Annotated in this window: 20 protein-coding genes; 6 read left to right on the forward strand and 14 right to left on the reverse strand. The window is 70.0% G+C overall.

What is annotated here, in order from left to right:
• Positions 1 to 5: 5 nt before the first annotated feature.
• Entirely contained in the window at positions 6 to 521 is a 516-nt protein-coding gene (locus ACQG07_RS14260) for a helix-turn-helix domain-containing protein (protein WP_426738595.1), read from the reverse strand.
• A gap of 37 nt (positions 522 to 558) precedes the next feature.
• Positions 559 to 1,569, reverse strand: a complete 1,011-nt coding sequence (locus ACQG07_RS14265) for a diacylglycerol/lipid kinase family protein (RefSeq protein ID WP_426738596.1) — start codon at positions 1,567 to 1,569, stop codon at positions 559 to 561.
• A gap of 170 nt (positions 1,570 to 1,739) precedes the next feature.
• Here ACQG07_RS14265 and pdxY point away from each other — a divergent pair, with 170 nt between their 5' ends.
• Positions 1,740 to 2,588 (forward strand): pyridoxal kinase PdxY, encoded by an 849-nt coding sequence (gene pdxY / locus ACQG07_RS14270; RefSeq protein WP_079704522.1) that lies wholly within the window; start codon positions 1,740 to 1,742, stop codon positions 2,586 to 2,588.
• Positions 2,589 to 2,930: 342 nt separating this feature from the next.
• Here pdxY and ACQG07_RS14275 read toward each other — a convergent pair whose 3' ends face one another.
• The 8 genes from ACQG07_RS14275 to ACQG07_RS14310 all read right to left on the reverse strand — a co-directional run bounded on the left by ACQG07_RS14275 (position 2,931) and on the right by ACQG07_RS14310 (position 12,065).
• Entirely contained in the window at positions 2,931 to 4,439 is a 1,509-nt protein-coding gene (locus ACQG07_RS14275; protein ID WP_159876834.1) for a PucR family transcriptional regulator, read from the reverse strand.
• Positions 4,436 to 5,491 carry a DUF917 domain-containing protein gene (locus ACQG07_RS14280; RefSeq protein ID WP_274499003.1) on the reverse strand — a complete coding sequence of 352 codons (1,056 nt, stop codon included), beginning with the start codon at positions 5,489 to 5,491 and terminating at the stop codon, positions 4,436 to 4,438. Before ACQG07_RS14280 ends, ACQG07_RS14275 begins: the two co-directional genes overlap by 4 nt.
• 9 nt (positions 5,492 to 5,500) lie before the next feature.
• Complete coding sequence (locus ACQG07_RS14285; protein ID WP_426738597.1) at positions 5,501 to 6,649, reverse strand: DUF917 domain-containing protein; 1,149 nt, start codon at positions 6,647 to 6,649, stop codon at positions 5,501 to 5,503.
• Positions 6,646 to 7,740, reverse strand: coding sequence for a DUF917 domain-containing protein (locus ACQG07_RS14290; protein ID WP_426738598.1), 1,095 nt, complete (start codon positions 7,738 to 7,740; stop codon positions 6,646 to 6,648). Before ACQG07_RS14290 ends, ACQG07_RS14285 begins: the two co-directional genes overlap by 4 nt.
• Positions 7,737 to 9,290 carry a hydantoinase/oxoprolinase N-terminal domain-containing protein gene (locus tag ACQG07_RS14295; RefSeq protein ID WP_426738599.1) on the reverse strand — a complete coding sequence of 518 codons (1,554 nt, stop codon included), beginning with the start codon at positions 9,288 to 9,290 and terminating at the stop codon, positions 7,737 to 7,739. The genes ACQG07_RS14290 and ACQG07_RS14295 overlap by 4 nt, the downstream gene beginning before the upstream one ends.
• Positions 9,291 to 9,357: 67 nt before the next feature.
• Positions 9,358 to 10,710, reverse strand: a complete 1,353-nt coding sequence (locus tag ACQG07_RS14300) for a purine-cytosine permease family protein (RefSeq protein WP_426738600.1) — start codon at positions 10,708 to 10,710, stop codon at positions 9,358 to 9,360.
• A 276-nt stretch (positions 10,711 to 10,986) separates the two neighbouring features.
• The gene (locus tag ACQG07_RS14305) at positions 10,987 to 11,715 is read right to left on the reverse strand and encodes an alpha/beta fold hydrolase (protein WP_426738601.1); all 729 of its coding nucleotides are present in this window, start codon (positions 11,713 to 11,715) and stop codon (positions 10,987 to 10,989) included.
• A gap of 62 nt (positions 11,716 to 11,777) precedes the next feature.
• Entirely contained in the window at positions 11,778 to 12,065 is a 288-nt protein-coding gene (locus tag ACQG07_RS14310; protein ID WP_159876848.1) for a hypothetical protein, read from the reverse strand.
• A gap of 52 nt (positions 12,066 to 12,117) precedes the next feature.
• Here ACQG07_RS14310 and ACQG07_RS14315 point away from each other — a divergent pair, with 52 nt between their 5' ends.
• Both ACQG07_RS14315 and ACQG07_RS14320 read left to right on the forward strand, forming a co-directional pair.
• Positions 12,118 to 12,675, forward strand: coding sequence for a GNAT family N-acetyltransferase (locus tag ACQG07_RS14315; RefSeq protein WP_274499006.1), 558 nt, complete (start codon positions 12,118 to 12,120; stop codon positions 12,673 to 12,675).
• 160 nt (positions 12,676 to 12,835) lie between these two features.
• Entirely contained in the window at positions 12,836 to 13,039 is a 204-nt protein-coding gene (locus ACQG07_RS14320) for a hypothetical protein (RefSeq protein WP_124768057.1), read from the forward strand.
• A 69-nt stretch (positions 13,040 to 13,108) separates the two neighbouring features.
• On the opposite strand, the gene ACQG07_RS14325 is transcribed toward ACQG07_RS14320, so the two are convergent.
• Together ACQG07_RS14325 and ACQG07_RS14330 are read right to left on the reverse strand one after the other, a co-directional pair.
• Positions 13,109 to 14,017: a cation diffusion facilitator family transporter gene (locus tag ACQG07_RS14325; RefSeq protein ID WP_426738602.1), complete on the reverse strand. Its 909-nt coding sequence runs from the start codon at positions 14,015 to 14,017 to the stop codon at positions 13,109 to 13,111.
• Between the two features lie 76 nt (positions 14,018 to 14,093).
• The gene (locus tag ACQG07_RS14330; RefSeq protein ID WP_426738603.1) at positions 14,094 to 14,306 is read right to left on the reverse strand and encodes a DUF2945 domain-containing protein; all 213 of its coding nucleotides are present in this window, start codon (positions 14,304 to 14,306) and stop codon (positions 14,094 to 14,096) included.
• A 143-nt stretch (positions 14,307 to 14,449) separates the two neighbouring features.
• Here ACQG07_RS14330 and ACQG07_RS14335 point away from each other — a divergent pair, with 143 nt between their 5' ends.
• A complete protein-coding gene (locus ACQG07_RS14335) occupies positions 14,450 to 14,656 on the forward strand; it encodes a hypothetical protein (RefSeq protein ID WP_426738604.1) in 207 nt (68 codons plus the stop codon).
• A gap of 50 nt (positions 14,657 to 14,706) precedes the next feature.
• A complete protein-coding gene (locus ACQG07_RS14340; RefSeq protein ID WP_426738605.1) occupies positions 14,707 to 15,981 on the forward strand; it encodes a threonine/serine ThrE exporter family protein in 1,275 nt (424 codons plus the stop codon).
• 51 nt (positions 15,982 to 16,032) lie between these two features.
• Here the strand turns inward: ACQG07_RS14340 and ACQG07_RS14345 are convergent, their stop codons facing one another.
• Positions 16,033 to 17,121 (reverse strand): GrpB family protein, encoded by a 1,089-nt coding sequence (locus tag ACQG07_RS14345; protein WP_426738606.1) that lies wholly within the window; start codon positions 17,119 to 17,121, stop codon positions 16,033 to 16,035.
• Positions 17,122 to 17,180: 59 nt separating this feature from the next.
• On the opposite strand from ACQG07_RS14345, the gene ACQG07_RS14350 reads away from it, so the two are divergent.
• Positions 17,181 to 17,765: an NADPH-dependent FMN reductase gene (locus ACQG07_RS14350; protein WP_426738607.1), complete on the forward strand. Its 585-nt coding sequence runs from the start codon at positions 17,181 to 17,183 to the stop codon at positions 17,763 to 17,765.
• Between the two features lie 27 nt (positions 17,766 to 17,792).
• On the opposite strand, the gene ACQG07_RS14355 is transcribed toward ACQG07_RS14350, so the two are convergent.
• Entirely contained in the window at positions 17,793 to 18,962 is a 1,170-nt protein-coding gene (locus tag ACQG07_RS14355) for a zinc-binding alcohol dehydrogenase family protein (RefSeq protein ID WP_426738608.1), read from the reverse strand.
• Positions 18,963 to 18,978: the final 16 nt, after the last annotated feature.

Here is an 18,978-nt window from a genome sequence, read left to right on the forward strand (position 1 = left end):
TCGCGTCACTCCTCGTCGAGGCGCTTCAGCGTCGGCATCGACTCGGAACGAAGTGCGGATCCTTGGCCCGCCCGAGCCAGATCCGTCAGCGCGTCGCGACGTTCGCTCCGCGCTTGTTCCTGGAACTCGACGACATCGCGAAGCATCACCCGTCGGTGGCGTCCGCGCTTTTCGTGAGCGATCTCTCCCTGTTCGAGGAGTTTCACCAACGTCGGTCGCGATACGCCGAGGAAGTCGGCCGCTTCCTGCGTCGTCATCTGCGTGCTGTAGGGCGCGACCGTGACTCCGTGACCGTTGGCCAACGCGTTCGCGACCTGCTCGAGCGCGCGGAAGATCTCGTCGGGGATGGACCGCTGGGAGCCGTCAGGAGCCACGAGCGCCGCCTGGCTCGCGTGTGTGGTGAGGTACGACTCGATCGCCCGGAGCGTCTTCGCGAAATCGATGATGTCGGCCCGGGTGTCGCCGTCGGGAAGGTAGGTGCGAGGCTTGCTGGTCGCGCGAGGCGTGTCGAGGGGATTCACAACTCGATTCTATTCGAAAGATTCGAAAAGAACCTGGCTATTCGGCTGCGGCGGGTACGCGGACGGTGAGGGCTCCGGGCTCGATCCAGGTGTTGATCGCGACGGCCTTGCCGAAGCCGTCGCCGTCGAGCTCGATCTCCTCAGGCTTGGAGAGTCGGGCGACGAACCGCTTCGCCGTGCCGTAGCGGAGCTCGCCGTCGTCCTTCTGCTTGCCGGCGAGGGCCTTGCCCGCCTTCGCCCGGCGGAGGACGCCGTTCACCCAGGCGACCTTCGCCCAGATGCGGATCCAGCCGAGGATTCCGCCGGGACGCATGAACATGAGGTCGAACAGCCCGTCGTCGACGACCGCGTCGGGCAGCAAGAGGATGTTGGCGGGGAGCGAGCCGCAGTTCCCGATGATGACGGTGTGGACGGTCGCGCGCGTCTGCGGCTCGTCGTCGATCCGGAACCGCAGGTGCAGCTCGTCCGGGTCGCGCAACGACTTCACGATCGCATCGACGTAGGCGGCCCAACCGGCCTTGGCCTTGAGGTCGTCGTCGGTGTTCTTGATCATCTTCGCGTCGATGCCCATGCCGGCCATGACGACGAACACATGGCGGTCGCGGGAATGGTCGGCGCGCTCGATGTCGATGACACCGAGGTCGATCGCCTTGTCCGTGCCGGTGAAGGCCGTGATGACGGAGCCGGGCAGGTCGTTGAGCGTGAGGTCGAGGTTCCGGGCGAGCAGGTTGCCGGTACCCGACGGGAGCAGGGCGAGCGGGACGCCGCTGCCGCGGAGGCCCTCCGAGACGGCGCGGACGGTGCCGTCACCGCCGGCCGCGATGACGAGGTCGACGCCCGCTGCGATGGCCTCGGCGGTGACCCCCTGGCCGACGTCGTCGACGGACGTCTCGAACCAGAGCGACTCGGCCCATCCTGCGTCGGACGCCGAGCGCTCGACCGATTCACGGAGTGCGTCGAGGTCGACCTTCACCGGGTTGTAGATGATGGCGGCGACCTTCGTGGCGGTGGCGTCGGCCGGCGCGGTCGTGCTCTCAGGAGTCGTCATCCGATCAGCATAGGAGCGGATTCCGGCAGCGTGGATATCTCGTCTCCGGGTTGACGCGGCACGTGGGTTCTGTAGGCGGCGGAAGAGTATCGTTGAGTCCTTGCAGGCACCGTCCATGCCCGCCACGAACGCAGTGTCCGCGGCGGCCTCCCCATCGTGATTGCGACATCGTGAAGATCCTCTCCATCCAGTCAGCCGTGGCCTACGGGCACGTCGGCAACTCCGCGGCCGTGTTCCCCCTCCAGCGCATCGGCGTCGAGGTGATCCCGGTCAACACGGTGAACTTCTCGAACCACACCGGGTACGGCGCGTGGCGCGGGCCCCTGATCTCGCCCGAGCAGGTCGGCGAGGTCATCACCGGTGTCGAGGAGCGCGGTGCGTTCCCGCAGATCGACGTCGTGCTCTCGGGCTACCAGGGCGGCGTCGGCATCGGCGACGTCATCGTGGACGCGGTACAGCGGGTCAAGGCGGCGAACCCCGACGCGCTGTACGCGTGCGACCCGGTCATGGGCAACGCGAAGTCCGGGTGCTTCGTCGCCCCGGAGATCCCCGACCTGCTGCGCGACCGCGTCGTGCCGAACGCCGACATCATCACGCCGAACCAGTTCGAGCTGGGCTTCCTCACGGGCACCGAGCCCGCGTCCCTCGAGTCCACGCTGGCGTCGGTCGAACTCGCGCGCGCGATGGGTCCGTCGGTCGTCCTGGTGACGAGCGTCGAGCGTCCTGACCGCGACCCCGAGACGATCGAGATGCTCGTCGTGGACGATGCCGGTCGGTGGATCGTCCAGACGCCGCTGCTGCCGTTCAAGGCGAACGGTTCCGGCGACGTCACGGCAGCCCTGTTCGCCGCGCACTACGGCGAGACCCGCGACGCGAAGCTCGCCCTCGAGCGCACGGCGTCGAGTGTGTTCGACCTCGTGGAGCTCACGTACCGCTCCGGCCAGCGCGAGCTGCAGCTCGTCGAGGCGCAGGAGTTCTACGCGAACCCGCGGATGCAGTTCACCGCGACGGCGGTCTGAGCCCGAATCCAGCTCCTCAGCTCCCCTTCCGGTCCCTCCGCTCCCTTTCCGGTCCCTGAGCTTGTCGAAGGGCGGGGTTGTCCGTGTGCACTTCGACAGGCTCAGTGACCGGGGAGGGTGTCTCGCAGTTGTGGTCCCTGAGGTCCCCTTCTGGTCCCTGAGTTCCTCTTCTGGTCCCTGAGTTCCTCTTCCGGTCCCTGAGCTTGTCGAAGGGCGGGGTTGTCCGTGTGCACTTCGACAGGCTCAGTGACCGGGGAAGGTGTCTCGAACGGTTTTCGGTCCCTGAGCTTGTCGAAGGGCGCACTTCGACAAGCTCAGTGACCAGGGTGCCTCAGTGCTTCCTCACCGCACGGCGCGGCAGGCGAGGTGGAGCGCGAGGCGCACCTCCGGGTCCGCCATGTCGACGCCGAGGAGCTCCTGCGCGCGGGTGATCCGCGTCGCGACGGTGTTGCGGTGCAACCCGAGCGCGGCGGCCGTCGGTGCGACCGCGGACTCGTGGTCGAGGTAGGCGGACAGTGTCGTCAGCAGTTCACCGTTGCCGGTCTGCAACGGTGCGAGGAGCGACCGCGCAGCCGGGACGAAGGTGTCGTTGCCGGTCCAGGCGAGCAGCAGCTGTTCCAGGCCGAGGCCGTCCACCCGCACGAACCAGCCCGTCGTGGACCGGTTCGCGGCGATGCGCACCGCGTCGGACGCCTCCCCGAGTGAGGAGGTGAGACCCGCCGATCCGCTCGCCAGCGATCCGACGGCCGTCGCGACGTTGAACGAGCGTCGCGCCTCGACGTGCAGGTCGCGGAGGGCGGCGATGTACCGCTCGACCTGCGGTGGCTCCGGTGGCTCGGCGAAGGTCAGCCAACCGCTCACCCCGCGTCCGCTCGTCGTCGCGTGGGAGTCCACGGCGATCCGCCCGAGTGCGCCGGTCACGAAGCGGAGGAGTTGCAGGGCGTCCACCCGGCTCCGGCCGACGATGCGGAACGCGAGGTGGTAGCCGGTCGTCCGCCAGCCCCGCTCGAGCATGCGGCGTTCGACGTCGGGATCGGGGCGGCCTCGGAGGTCCACGAAGTCCCGCAGGACGCCGGACGACACGGATGCGTCACTGACCTCGGCGACCTCGTCGATGAGGATCCGCGCCGCGACGGCGGGCATGGCGACCTCGGCGGCGACCGCGAGCGCACTCAGTTGTCGGTCGTCGAGTCCGTCCCCGAAGAACGCGACCCGGAGGCCCTCCCGGCTCGGGCTGTCGACCCGGACCGATGCCGCAGCGCCCTGCCCGGCCTTCGTCAGGTCGACCCAGGGGCCGAAGTCGATCGCCGCGTGCACCTCCGACGGCAACCGCCCGCCGGCCTCGAGCAGGACGCCCTCGCTGTCGATGAGGGCGATCCCGTGGCCGATGCTCGTCGAGAGGTGGCGGAGCAGGTCGGCCAGTCCCTCGGCGTGGTACTCGATGGACTGCGCGACCTTGCGGACGTACCCGAGGGTCAGGGAGTCGCGGGCCTCGACGAGCTGCCAGCACGCCTTCGCGAGCAGCATCGGTCGGTCGACGTGCAGGAGCGAGAAGCCGAGTCGGTCGGCGAGCGCGCGCGTCCCCGCGCCGAAGCCGTCGGCCTCCGGGATCGCCAGGGCGAGGAAGCCGCGATCCCGGGTGCGGCGGACGAGTGCGTCCTGCTGCCATGGCCTCGTGGGTGGGGCTCCGGTCACCACGGCGAGTCGGCCGGCCCCCTCCTCGGGGAGAGCCGCCTCGTTCGTCTCGACCACCACGCCGGCCCAGTTGGCGTCGGCCGGGCCGGCGACGAGCCGCACGCCACCGTTGTCGGGGTGCGCGAGGAGCGCGCCCAACTGCAGGCGATCGCTCATGCCGGGACCTCGTCGGTCCGGACTTCGTCGAGCTCGTCCAGGCCGTAGGCGGACGGGAGCACATGGCGGAGTCGCTCCGGGGAGCCGGACCACCAGTCCGGACCGTCGACCCGGATGACGGCGACGTGTCTCGCCATCGAGATCGCCGTGACCTCGAGGATGTCCCGGGAGACCGCGTCGACCACGACGATGAGGTCCGGCGCGGCGGCTTCGAGTCGTCCGTCGGTCATGAACGCGAGCGTCTCGGAGCGGGCGACGAGACGGTGCAGCGCGCCACTGCTCCCGTCGATCCCGAAGGTGAGCACGTGCGGGTCCCGGGAGTCCGGCTCGATGCTGTTGACCCGTCCCTCCGCGAGGAGCCGTCCACCCAGCGACTCGGCCAGGGCGGTCAACGGGCCGTCGATCCGTGCGAGGAACGCGCCGCCCAGCTCGAGTGCCCGGGCGGCGTTCCCGACGATGGCGTGCGCGCGGAGGTCGCCGACGGTGAAGCCAGCGAACACCATGCCGCCGCTGCCGCCGGCCTGCACGATCGCCGCGCGGACGACGCGTTCGATGTCGAGAGCACGCTCGGTCTCGACGAGCGCGACCCCGCCGGCACCGGTGTCGCAGGTGACGACGATGCCCGGGACCTCGTCCACGAGGATCGACATCTGGTCGAGCGAGGGGACGGCACGCCCGGTCAGATCAGCGTCGACGATGGTCCTCCCCGCGGCGAATGCGAAGGGGGTGAGCCCGTTGACCCCGCCACCCTCCAACGAACAGATGGCCGGGATGCGGTGTCCGAGCCAGCGTTCCGCGGCCCCGATCAGCCGCCCGAACGGGTCCGTGCCGGGCAGGCGCTCACTGAGCAGCATCGTGGAACCGACGAAGCCGACGGCGAGACACGGGGTCTCCGGGTCGAGGTCGTCGACGCTGTGGAGGTCGAACGGCCAGGCGCGCTCGTCGCGGAGCGCCAGCTCGAGCATCGTCGTCGCGCCGCCACCTCCCGAGCCCAGGATCGCGAACCCCGTCGCCAGGGCGGGGAGGCGATCGCGCTCGAGGAGGGTCGGCATGCCCTCAGCCTAGGCTCGGACCGCCTGACCAGCTGCGAACGCATCCGCGGCTTCCGCAGCCGCTGCCTCGCCCTCGACCGGGACGAACGGCTCCGTCAGCCCGAACGCGGTCGGCCCGAAGGCGCGCAGTGCGTCCGGCGTGCGCATGAGTGCCGGCGTCGAGATCCCGAGGACCCGCACGCGTTGGCCGTAGCGGAGGCCCTCCGTGGTGATCGGCTCGGCGGTCTCGTGGTCGACGATGCAGATGAGGTCCGGCACGATCGCGACGACCTCTCCGTTCCACCGGGCGATGAGGTTCTCGTTCTGGAACGAGATCTCGAGGCGTTCGGAGCTCGACGGGTCGGCCGACCAGATGACGGCCGTGCCCTTGGCGAAGCCCTCGGTGGTGCGACGCTCCACGTCGGCCACCTTCCCGACGAACAGCTCCCGCACGTGGGAGTAGAGCGTCGTGGACAGCGTGTCGGCGATGGCGGCGAACGGCGAACGGTGCTCCTCGCGCGCGACCCGGATCGCCCGGCCGAGGGCCAGCGCCATCGAGATCGTCCGCGGCACCGCGGTGCGACGCACGTCCGCCCCGCTCATCGCGTACTCGGCGATGTGCGCGACGCCGCCGAGGCGGATCGCGATGCCGCGCGCCAACCACTCCATCTGTCGGTCGTCGTCGCCGGTGTCGATGATCACGCGCTCGCCGCGTTCCCCGGCGATGGCGAGCGGCGAACCGTGCACGCCGTAGACCGCGAAGGTCTCCATGGAGAGCTCCGGGAAGGCCCGGCCCATGCCGTCGGCGTCGACGACCGGCAGCCCGGTCTCGGCGGCCACGATGAGCGGGATCATCGAGTTGATTCCACCGCACTCGATCGGCATGGTCGCGTCGGCGGTGCGCCCGAGGTGCTCCTCGAGCGTCCGCAGGGCGAGCGTCGGTTCGAACCCGGCCGGGATCTTCTCGACCATGACCGTCGGAGCGCCCATCTGCGCGGTGGGGATGACGAAGAGGTCGTCGTCGAGGTCGTCGGGGTCGAGGATCGTGATCGAGCGGTCGCCGAGCACCTGCTTCACGAGCATCATGCCGATGTACGGGTCGCCGCCGCCGCCGGTCCCGAGGAGCGTTGCGCCTCGGGCGAGGTCGGGCAGGTCGTCCGCGGTCAGCGTCCAGCTCATGCGGCGACCTCCGGCGCAGGCGTCTCGGCCGTGCCGTCGAAGCGGTGCGAGGGCACCTCGTACCCGAAGTACCCCGGCCCGACCATCGCCAGCGCCTCAGGACTGTGCCAGCGGTCGTCGCTCGGTGCCGAGATCACGCGGACACGCTGTCCGTAGCGGAGCCCCTCGGTGGTGATGGGCTCGCCGGAGTCGTGCTCGAGCACCATGATGAGGTCGGGCGTGGTCACGAGGGTGACGCCGTCGAGCGCGGCCATGAGGTGCTCGTTCTGGAACGACAGCTCGAGGCTCGCGTCGACGCCGTCGATCCGGGCGCGACCGCGGGCGAACCCGGTGGTGGTCGCGCGCTCGACGTCGACGACCTTGCCGGAGAACAGTTCGCGACCGCCGAGCAGCTGCACGGTCCGCTCCACGGGGTCGGCCTTCTCGGCTCGGGCCGCCTCGATGCCGTCGCCGATCTCGCGGCACAGCGACAGCGAGTCGGCGACGAGCGCCTCGCGGGCCTGCGCGCCGGACATCGGGAAGCCGGAGATCATGACCGAGCAGCCCATCTCGACACAGGCCACGCGGGCGATGCGTTCGGTCCAGCTGTTGTCGACGGTCGTGAGGACGCCCGTGTTGCCCTTCTCATCGCTGAACGCGAGCGGGGAGGCGTCGATGCCGTACAGGGTCGGGAGCACCATCTGCAGCTCGGGGAAGGCCCGCCCCATCCCGTCGGCGTCGATGAGGGGGAGTCCGAGCGCTGCGGCTGCGGCGATCGGGATGGTCGAGTTCACACCGCCGACCTCGGCGCACGCGATGTGCGTGACCGGGCGACCGAGGGAGGCACTGAGGGCGTGGACCGGTGCGACGACCTCGGTGAGGCTCGGCAGCTTCTCGACCATGACGGTCGGGGCGCCCATCATCGCGACGGTGAGGACGAGCGCATCGTCGGGGACCTCGTCGAGCGTGACGACGGTGACGTCGCCGTGCTCGCGGAGCGCCTGCGCGGCGAGGAGCGCGCCGATGTACGGGTCACCGCCACCGCCGGTCCCCAGGACGGCCGCACCGCGGGCGAGGCCGGGGATGAGCTCGGCCGAGATGGTCCAGCTCATCGGAGGCCTCCCATGTCGAGGTCGCCGACGGCCTTCACCCGGATGCGCGTGGCGTTCCCGGGGAGATAGGGGATCGGGACCTCGTCGAAATCGACGATCGCGACCGACGCGGGGGAGGCGCCGGCCGCGATCGCCTTGTCGATCGCCTCGGCACGGACCTCGGCGATCGCCTCCTCACGCCGGCCGGGTTCGATGGCGTAGACCTTGTCGATCTCGCCCCCGACCTGCGCGATGGAAGCACCGATGGCGTTCGCCACGGCGTAGTTGTCGGGCCGGTGGACGGCGCCGAAGATGGGGAGTTCGTCGGAGAGCAGGATCGACCCGCCGCCGACCGCCACCACGGGGATCGGCTCTGGAGAGGTGCGCATGCGGTCGACGGCCTCGGCGATGCGTTCGCCGATCCGCTCGAGGACGCGCTCCACGAAGACCGGGTCGAGGTGGGCGACCTTCGAGGCGTCACCGATCGACGCGCGACCGGCGGCCACGGCGATGTCCGTCGCCGTGAGGGTGCTGCCGCCGAAGACGAGGGCCTCGGTCATGAGCTTGTACCCGACGGATGCCGGGCCGACCTCGGCGGTCTCCTCGTTGACGATGCTGCCGCCGCCGATCCCGATGGACAGGACGTCGGGCATGCGGAAGTTGGTGCGGATGCCGGCGACCTTGACCTCGTTCGCGGTCTCGCGGGGGAAGCCGTTGATGAGCAGCCCGATGTCCGCCGTGGTGCCGCCGATGTCGACGACCGCGCAGGTCGCGAGTCCGCTCGTGAGTGCCGCCCCTCGCATCGAGTTGGTGGGGCCGGAGGCGAACGTCGCGACGGGGTAGAGGCGCACGTAGTCCTCGTCCATGAGGGTGCCGTCGTTCTGGCTGAGGAAGATGGGCGCCTCGATGCCCTGCTTCCGGACGGCGGCAGTGAGCCCGTCGACGATCTCCGAGGCGAGCTCGCGCAGGGCTGCGTTGATGATCGTCGCGTTCTCGCGCTCCAGAAGGCCGATGCGCCCGATCTCGTGCGAGAGCGAGATGGCGACGTCCGGGCCGAGGACCTCGCCGACGATCCGCGCCGCCTCGACCTCGAGGTCGTGGTTGACGGGGCTGAAGACGGAGGAGATCGCGACCGAGCGGATGCCGTTCGCGCGCATGTCCTCGGCGTGTGCCCGCAGCTCGTCGGGGTCGATCGGCGAGATGGGGCGTCCGTCGAACTCGTAGCCGCCGTGCGCGAGGTAGCTGCGCGCGCTGATCGCCTCGACGAGCTCCGCCGGCCAGTCGACGAGCGGTGGCAGTGCGCGGGTCGCCGGGAGCCCGAGGCGCAGTGCCGCGGTGGGTGCGAGCCGCTTGGCCTGCACGAGGGCGTTGATGAAGTGGGTCGTCCCGATCATCACCGCGGTGATCTGCTCGCCGTCGAAGTGGTGGCCGCTGCGCAGTTCGCCGATCGCCTGGACGATCCCGTCGGTCACGTCCGGGGTGGTCGCGTGCTTCACGGCCGCCAGGGTGGTGGTGCCGTCCATGAGCACGGCGTCGGTGTTGGTGCCGCCGACATCGATACCGATGTGCATATGAGGGGTTCGCTTTCTGTTGGTGCGGTGGAGCGGTGTGCGGTGGAACGGTGCGCCGGGCGCCGGGTCAGTTCGTGGCGGGGGAGGTGGCGTCCGCCTGCTCGGGTGCGGCGATCTGCGAGGTGTGGGCGACGCCGACACCGCGGACCAGGCCGAGCTTGCCCGCCGCGATGTACAGCACCATCGAGAGGATGAGCGACAGGACGGCTGGGAGGCCCCAGGTGACGAAGTACCCGGTGATCGCGGACACAGCCCAGATGATGATGGTCGCCGGAACGATGCGCGGCGCGGTCGTGGGCAGGCGGCCCGAGGCGCGGGTCTCGTCGAGCTCGCCGCGCCAGCGCTTCACGATGAAGTACTCGGCGACCATGATGCCGGCGATGGGCGGGAAGGCGACGCCGAGGATGATGAGGAAGCCGGAGAACTGCCCGAGGATGCCGACCGCCGCGAGGATGGAACCGACCACACCGAGCACGATGGTGGTGGTCACGCGGTTGAGGTTCTTGCCGAACGCGGTCGAGATGAAGTTGACCAGCCCGAGCGTCGACGAGTACAGGTTCCAGTCGTTGATCTTGAGCGTCCCGGTGATGACGATGATGAGGCCGATGAGCCCGACCGACGACGTGACGATCGCGACGACGTTGCCCGACGCTGCGGCGTGGGCGAGCAGGACCCCGGAGAGGCCGATGACGAACTCACCGAGCGAGACGCCGACGACGGTCTGCTTGATGACATCGGCGCGGGACCGGTTGAAGCGGGTCATGTCGGCGGTGATGATGGCGCCGACGATGAGACCGCCCGCGACGATGCCCGTGCCGGCCCAGACGCTCATGGTGGGGCCGGGTGCCGGGCCGGTGACGAGTTCCATGAAGTCGTGCTGGGTGAGTTCGCTGATGATCGACCAGCCGACGAGGATGAGGAACAGCGGGACGGTGATGTTCGCGAGCCACTGCATGCCCTTGAACCCGTAGGCGACGATGGCGGTGACGGCGAGACCGAAGATGAGGCTCCAGGCCCACACCGGCATGAAGCCGGGGAGGAGGGCGTCGAGCGACTCGGCGGAGATGGCGCTCTGGATGCCGAACCAACCGATGAGGCTGATGCCGATCGCGAGTCCGACGAGTGACGCGCCGATCTCGCCGAAGCCGGTCCAGCGGGCGAGGAGGGCGGTGTTGAGGCCCTCCTTCTGGCCGATGATGCCGACGATGCACATGATCACCTCGAGGATGATCGAGCCGAGGAGCAGAGCGAGGAACGCCTCGCCGAAGGTCATGCTGTAGCCGAGGGTGGCGCCGAGGAGGAACTGGGACAGGGCCGACACCTGTCCGAAGCGCTGGACGGCGATGCCGAACCAGGGCTTCTGTGCGTCGGGACGGACGCGGGACAGGGCGAAGTCGTCTGCGTGTGCCATGCGAGCCATGCTGGTCTCCAGAAGTGGGGGAGGGAGCGGTGCGGGTGGCGGCAACGTTACTGACGGCTCGCCCGCAGCAGAATGTGCATGATGCAGGAATTCGCGCGCGATATCAGCACTCTGCACAGGCACCCCGTCTTACCAGGTCACTGAGTGACCCACCTGGTCCCTGAGCTCCTTCCCTCCCGGTCCCTGAGCCTGTCGAAGGGGGTGTCCTCCGTGTGCACTTCGACAAGCTCAGTGTCCGAGGAAGGCGGCTTGGTTGGTTTCGGTCTCTGAGCCGGCTCAGAGCGACGCCTGGATCACCTCGAAGGTGCGTGCGCCGTCGAGTGCCGCCATGTCGTGGCGGATGCCCGGAAACCGCGTGATGGTCCAGCCGAGCCGTTCGTACCGCTCGACGTCCGCTCGCGGAACGACGAGCTTCGCGTCGTCCGACAGCACCAGCGTCGAGGGGACGATCGGCGCCGACGGCGTCACCGGGTTCGCTGCGACGTCCTGCAGCACCTCCGCGATCATCGAGCGGTCCCACGCGGCATGGGCGGCCTCGGCGAGCGCGACGTTCGCGGGACCCGTCGCTGGGTCCGTGCGGTCGTAGAACCAGGCCAGGAGCCGAGGCAGCCCTGGGATGCTCCAGAACAGTCGTGCGCCGAGGCCTCGGCCCGGCAGTTTCAGGCCGAACCCGGGATCGAGGTAGATCGCGTGCGCCGGGCGGAGCGGCCCCACGATGTCGATGAGGAGCCGCCCGCCGAGGGAGTGGCCGACGATCGCGTCGAGGCCGTTCGGCAACGTCTCGACGAGGTCGGCCGCGAGCGAGGTGATGTCGTACTGCTCGCCCCGGGGCCGATCGGCGCGTGGGCTGGAGCCGTGACCGCGGAGGTCGACGAGCAGGAACGTGTACCGCTCCGGGTCGGCCGCTGCGACGACATCGGTCCAGGCGGCTCCGTCGGCCAGGAATCCGTGGATGAGGGCGATCCGGACCGGGCCGTGCCCGCGTTCCTCGACGTGCAGTCGCATGGCCCTCCTCCGTCGGTGCTGGGGACGACTCTACGCGGCGACACCACGCTCCGTCGCTGCGCTCAGGACCGCACGAGCAACCAGGCGAAGGCACCGAAGGACACGAGTCCGAGTGCTGCGCCGACGATCGACCCGATGAGGCTGAAGGTGGGCCAGGGAGCGCCGGGTTGGCGACTCATCCTGATGCCCTGGGCCGCGAACAGCAGCGGCACGAAGCAGGCGAGCACCGAGAACGTCCATGACCCGCCGTCTCTCGCCGTCGACGCGACGATGAAGATCGAGAACGCGGCGATGGCGATGCTGAGGATCGCGCACGCGCGTGCCGAGATCGGTTCGTTCTTCGCAGCCATGGGCACAGGGTATCGAGTGGGGCCAGCCGCCGACCAGAGCAGAATGGAGGGCATGACCGACGCCACTCCGCCGACCCTGACGGAACGACTGACGCTCACCCGCCCCACCGATCGGGATCTGCCGGAGCTCCACGAGCTCCATGCCGACCCCGCGGTCTGGACGCACCTGCCGTCCGCCCGACACACGGCGCTCGCCGAGACCCGTGACCTGATCGAGCGGTACCAGGCCGGCTGGGAGGCGAACGGTCTCGACGTGTGGGTGGCGCGTGACACCGCGACGGGTGCATTGGTCGGCATCGGCGGCCCGAGCCTGCGTGGCGGGGTCGCCTGGAACCTCTACTACCGCCTGGCGCCCGCGGCCTGGGGGCGCGGATACGCGCAGGAGCTCATCGCGGCCGCGCGAGCCGCGGCATCGGCGTCGGCACCGGACCTGCCCGTGGTGGCGTTCCTCCTGGAGCACAACGATGGTTCACGACGGGCTGCCGAACGCGCGGGGTTGGAGGTCGTCTGGCGTGGCCCCGACGCGGGCAACCCGGATCCCGATGCCGTGCGCCTCGTGTTCGCCGACCGGGTGCTCAGCGACGAGGCCCTCCGCGTGTTCGTGGGCTGAACGACCGCCGCACCCGATCTCCGAGGATGTCGAAGGACGCCGCTTCCGGGCGCGATCGGGCATTTTCGGGCAACCGGCCGCGAAACGCAAGCAGTCTGTTCACCGACGACGTTCCTCGATACGGTTGGAAGATATGTCAGCCACGGTCGAGATGGAACACATGAGTCAGGTAGAACGCGAACGCCCGCTCCTGCGCAAGGGGAGCGAGGCGAGTTTCGTCCGGTGGGCCTTCGACGGTCGCTCCTGGTGCGCCGACCTCGTGAGCGGACAGTACCGAGGCGCGACGAAGACCGGTTGGCTCCTGCAGACCGAGAACGAGCAGCGGGAACTCTCCAACCAGGAGTGGGCTCCCTGCATGGCGTGAGCCGGCACTGAGTCGCCCGACACTGCACGGAAATCCAATATTCTCGAGCAGTTTTGGGCAACTCAAGGTTCAGACGGTGATCGACGGCTCGTCGCTCACCGAGAGCGTGAGCACGGCCTTGCCGATGAGGTCGTCCTGCTCGAGGTCGCCCTCGAGTCGGCGCAGCTGACGCGCGACGTCGTTCTCGCGGTCGTCGCCGACGAGGTCGACCGACGCGACGAGGAAGAGACGTTCCGGCCCGCTGAACTCGAGGTACAGCGCCGTGACCCGCTCGATCTCCGGGTGCGACAGGAGCGCGGTGATGGTCTGCGCACGGTAGGCGGGGCTCGGCGAGGCCCCGAGGAGATAGCGCCGGTTGCGGTTGATGAGCAGCAGCGCGACCCCGCCGAGCAGGACGCCGATCGCGATCGACCCGATCGCGTCCCAGACCGGGTCGCCGGTCACCTGGTGGAGGCCGATGCCGGTTCCCGCGATGATGAGGCCGAGCAGTGCTGCGGAGTCCTCGAAGAACACCGAGCGGAGCGTCGTGTTGGAGCCGTTCACGATGTAGTCGAAGAAGCCGCGGCCGTACTTCTTCGCCGTGCGCCGGCCCTCGAGGATCGACTGGGTGAAGGAGAAGCCCTCCAGGAGGAAGGCGACGCCGAGCACGAGGTAGCTGAGGGCGTAGTCCTCCATCGCCTCCGGTGCGGTGAGGCTCTGGATGCCGTGCTGGATCGAGACGACCGCACCGACGGTGAAGATCCCGAAGGCGGCGAACAGCGAGAAGATGTACGCATCACGGCCGTAGCCGAGCGGATGTGCGGCGTCTCGTTGCTTGTCGGCCCGTTTGTCGGCGATCAGGAGGAAGATCTCGTTCCCCGCGTCGGCCCACGAGTGCGCGGCCTCGGCCAGCATCGACGCCGACCCGGTGAGCGCGGCGACGATGGACTTGGCGATGGCGACGATGACGTTGGCCAGGAAGGCGATCACGACGGTCATGCGCCAACGCTACGCCTAGCCGGGGTCCGTCGTGGACGTCCGGGTGGCTGTGCATCGGGCCGCCAGGGGGAGAGCGTCAGGACTTCAGGACGCGCAGCGCCGAGCCCTTGTGTGCGGCCTTCGCGCCGGTCTTCTCCGACTCCACGATGAACGCGGGCTCGTCCGTCGACGCCGTGAAGTGCTGGCCGTCGAAGTGGAAGTCCGCGGTCTTCCGCTCGACGACCTTCCCCTGCGTCCGCCCCTGCGAGGTGCCCCACGACACGCGGTCGCCCACTCGTACGTCTGCCATGCTGCCTCCTCGGCGCTCCACGCCGCGCGCGCGACGTGACAGCGACGATGCCAGCGTGTCGGCGGCCGGACAAGCGCTTGCGCCGCGTGAGCGCAGGGGATATCCCCCGAGGCCCGCGGGCTCCGCGGGGTTAGCGTGTCCCCATGGCCTCGTTCACTCCGGGAAGACCCCGACTCGCGCTCGGCATCGGCATCGTGGCTGTCGTGCTCGGGGTGACGCTCATCCCGGTCGCCGTCGCGAACGCCCACGGCGAGTACGGCTTCCATTTCTGGTGGATCGTCATCGTCCCGATCCTCGCCGGCCTGTACTTCGGTGTGGCCGGAGCCGTCGGGCTCCGCAACCGCCGCTGAGGCCCGCGGCGGCCGCAGGCGCCCCCGGAATCTCGCGTACCGTTGGCGGGATGAGTGACGACACCGCGACCGAGGAGCACCGCAGGACCGCTGCGCACGCCTACAGCGCGCTCGGCTGCCTACTCCTCGACGCCGGCACCTCCGTCACCGACGTCCGCGACTCCCTGGAGCGCGCCACGATCGCATCGGGCGACGAAGGCCTCGCCTTCTCGGTGCTGCCGCAGCTCATCATCGTGAACGACGTGCGCACCGGCGCGGTGCTCGCGGCCGGCAACACGCACGGCGAGCTGTCGTTCCGCGGCGCGGCGCGGGCGAACCGGCTCATGCGCGAACTCGAGCTCGGACACTGGCCGGTCGGTGACCTGCCGGCCCGCATCCAGTCGATCCGGGAGACGCCGCGCCCGCACGCGTCGATGCACTGGGTGGTCGGGAACCTGCTGCTCGCGGGTGGGCTCGCGCTGCTGTTCCGCTGCCCATGGTGGGCGATCGTCGCATCCATGCTCGTCGGTGCTTTCGTCGGCCTCGTCATCACCCTGCTGGCGCGGTGGCGGGGAGCGGTCGCGATCGCCCCGTTCGTGACGGCGTTCGTCTCGACGACGCTCGTCGGGACGCTCGCATCGGCGATGGATCTCGGTCCCGTGCCGCTGTTCGCCGTCTGCGCGCCGATCGCGATCCTCGTGCCCGGCGCGCTCATCACCAACGCCCTGCTGGAATTGACGGCGACGGACATCGTGACGGGCTCGGCACGCCTGATGTACGGGCTCATCGTGCTCGCCTTCATGGCGGCCGGGATCTCTGCCGGGGCGCTGCTCACCGGCCTGTCGATCGACCCCGACTCGACGGCGCTCGTCGGTCAGGTGGGCCGCGGGAGTTCGGACCTCGTCGGGTGGGAGTCGGTCCCGCCGCTGTGGTTCACGTGGATCGGCGTCGTGATGCTCGCGGCCGGGATCGGGATCGCGTTCGGCTCGGGCCGCTCCCTGACGCTGCTGACCATCTGCGTGATGGCGCTGACCTACGCGGGCATCGTCCTGTTCGCCCCGCTCGTGGGGAACGCGGTCGCGACGGGGCTCACCGCCGGGCTCGTGTTCGTCGTCGCTCGCATCGTCGAGCGGTATTCGGCGGCGGTGCCGTCCAATGTCACGTTCCAGCCGGCCCTGCTCATGCTCGTGCCGGGCACCGTGGGCCTGGTCTCCCTCGCGACGCTCGAGGGCTCAGCTGTCACGGCGGCGCTGACGGTCTTCATCAGCCTCTGCGTCGGCGTCAAGACGGCGGCGGTCCTCACCGGTGTCGTCATCCCGCCGGTGCGTGCGAGCGCCCGTCCTTGAGTCGCCCGGAATCGTCCGAAACCGAGCCGAATCCGTGCAGATCCGGGCGACTCAGCGGTTCAGCGCTGCCCGCGCCCGCGCCGTGATCGCGAGGATGACCTCGGTCTTCGCGTCGGCGTAGTCGTTCATGTCGTCCCAGGACCTCCCGAGCAGCTCCCGCTTGGTGCGCTCGTACAGCGCGCGGTCGTCGGCGTCGGAACGCAGGTGGTCACGGAGGAGGAGGTACTCGTCGATCTCCGGCGCGCCCTGTTCGTAGAGGTGCACGTGGACGTCGCGCTCCGGCGTCCGGACCATCCGGTGGCGGGGTTCACGGACGCGCAGCACGTAGCCGGCGGCCAGCAGGGGGTCGAGGTAGTCCTCCTCCGCCGTGATGTCCTCCACGGCGACCACGATGTCGACGATCGGCTTCGCCGCGAGTCCGGGCACCGAGGTCGAGCCGATGTGCTCGATCGCGACGGCACTGGACCCGCCCGCGCTCGTTCCGAGGGCGTCGATGATCCGCTGCCGGTGCTCCCGGTACCGTTCGGGCCACTCCGGGTCGGCGTCGTGCAGCTCGACCCGGACCGGCTCGGGGCCTCCGACCAGCTCGAGCGTCGTGACGTCCGGGCGGCAGGGGCGTCGGAGTAAGCCGTTCTGGATGGCACGGATGTTGTCGCCGAGCACCCCCGAGGCCAGCAGTCCGGAACCGAGCGGCCCTGACGGATCGGTGCCGAGTGCCGGCAGGAGGCGCAGTGCCGTGTGGGCCGGTTCGCTCAGGTGCTCGAGCTGCCAGGCGATCTCGGCCGTGCCGGCTCCGGCCTGATGCAGCTCGGCGGCCTTCGCCGCGTAGGCGGCGGCGCCGAGCGCGTGGGCGCCCATGTGCGCGACACCTGCTGCTTGCCCGGCCGACCACGCGGCGGCTTTGGCTGCGGGTGAGGACACCACCTGCGAGGCCCGGTTGGCGACGAAGCGGCGGCGGATCTCACCGGCGGTGTCGAGCTCGCCACTCGCGTATGCCCGCGCGCGGGCGATCGCGTCACGTGGACGATCGTCGTCCGGGGCCTCCGCTTCGAACAGCGGCAGCACCCGCTCGGCGCAATCGGCGGCCCACGAGGCGACGAGACGGCGGTCGGCTTCACTGAGGGACTGCGGGGAGAGCATGCTCCACCCTCGCACACCCGCCGCGCTCGGAGCGTGGGTAGGCGGGTTAGCGTAGAGGGATGGCCGCCTTGAACCTGCCCGTGATCTCCTGCAGCCTCGATCCGGCGAGTCGGAGCCGGACCCTCGCTTCAGCGAGCAGCGGGCTGCTGCGCGAGCAAGGTCACGACTCGTCCGTCATCGATCTGGCCGAGATGGAGCTGCCGCCGTTCGACAACGACCGGGTCTTCGAGAGCCCTGCGTTCCGTCGCCTGCATGCGTCGATCACTGCTGCGGACGGCGTCGTCCTCGCCTTCCCGATCTACAACTGGGCGCCGGCCGCGTCGGTGAAGTCGCTCATCGAGGCGACCGGCGCGACCGGTGAGGACGGCAGGGTCGCCGCCTGGTTCGACAAGGTCGTGACCTTCGTCTGCGCTGCCGGCCTGCCGCACAGCTACATGGCGACCGCCACGCTCGGGCAGTCGCTCATGCTGGACTTCAAGTGCGTCATCAACCCGTACACGGCCTACCTGTCGGAGCGGGACTGGGAGCGTCCCGAGGTGCTGAAGGCGGACCGCGCCGAGCGGCTCGCCAAGACGATGAGCGTGCACGCTGAGCTGTCGGCGCTCCTCGCCGAGCGGAGCTACCGCTCGGTCTGGGAGGTGTGAGACGCGGTCTCGCCACGGTCCCGCGCCTCACAACCGCACGACGAGCTTGCGGGCCGAGACGCCGCCGTGGAGTCGGTCGAGGGCCGGCTGGATCGCTTCGAGGCCGTCGCCGACCACCTCGGGGGCTGGCGCGCAGACGTATCGTCCGCCGGCGAGCGCGCCCGGCAGGTAGTCCTCCCACAGCATCGGCCCGACCTCGTTGGTCATCAGCGAGCTGCCCCACACGTACCGCGCGGAGATCCCCGCCCGACGGGCACGGACCTGCAGCGCGACGTTGGCCGCCACGAGCCGGGTCATGGTGCGGACGAACGTCAGACTCGGGCCGGCCCGACGCGGCAGCGACCCGAACGACACTGACGGGCTCGCGAGTGCGACGCGGCGTGCCCCGGTGGCGGCGGCGACGGCGACGGCTGGTTCTGCGGAGCCGGTCCCGACGGCGAGCACGCCGACGACCGAGGGACCACGGAGGGCGCTGACGAGATCCGCCACGACGGTCGGGCTGCGGTAGTCGAGCACGATGTCGGCACCGAGCTCGCGCATCCGGTCGTGGTTGTGCGGCGAGGCGGTGGTCGCGACCCGGTGGCCGGAGGCGACCGCGAGCTGGATGGCGTTGCTCCCTACGCTCGTGGCGCCGCCCCAGACGACGACGGTCGTCCCGGTGGCGGTGGGGTGCTCCGAGGGGTGGGGGAGCGCGAGGTGGTCGCGTTGGAAGAGAGCGGTCGCGGCCGTGGAGATCCCGAGCGGCAGGACGACGGCGTCCTCGTCTCGCAGACCGTCCGGGATCGGGGCAGCGAGGTCCGCCCGCACGACGGTGAACTGCTGGAACCCGCCCTCGGCGTCATGGCGCCGACCGCGCTCCATGCCGACCGCGTACGCCACGACGCGGTCGCCGACTGCGAAGCGACGGACGTCCGGCCCGACGGCCACGACCTCGCCTGCGACGTCCTCACCGAGCACGGCGGGCGAGGGAAGCCACCGGTACATGAGGTTCCCGGTCTGTTGCTTGACGTCGTCGAGCGGGTTCACCGCGACCGCTCGGTTCCGGAGGAGGAGTTCGCCAGGGCCGGGTTCGTGCATCGCGGCCGGACCGACGACGAAGTCCGCTCGGGGTGCTGGCAGCCAGGCTGCGGTGTTCGTCGGCATGAGGTCTCCAAGGGTGTTGCGGATTGGCGTGGCGATGATGACACGGTGTGTCATCACTGTACACCTGACG

Origin of the sequence: Plantibacter sp. 2H11-2 (genome assembly GCF_050031945.1) — a bacterium.
Taxonomy (GTDB): domain Bacteria; phylum Actinomycetota; class Actinomycetes; order Actinomycetales; family Microbacteriaceae; genus Plantibacter; species Plantibacter auratus.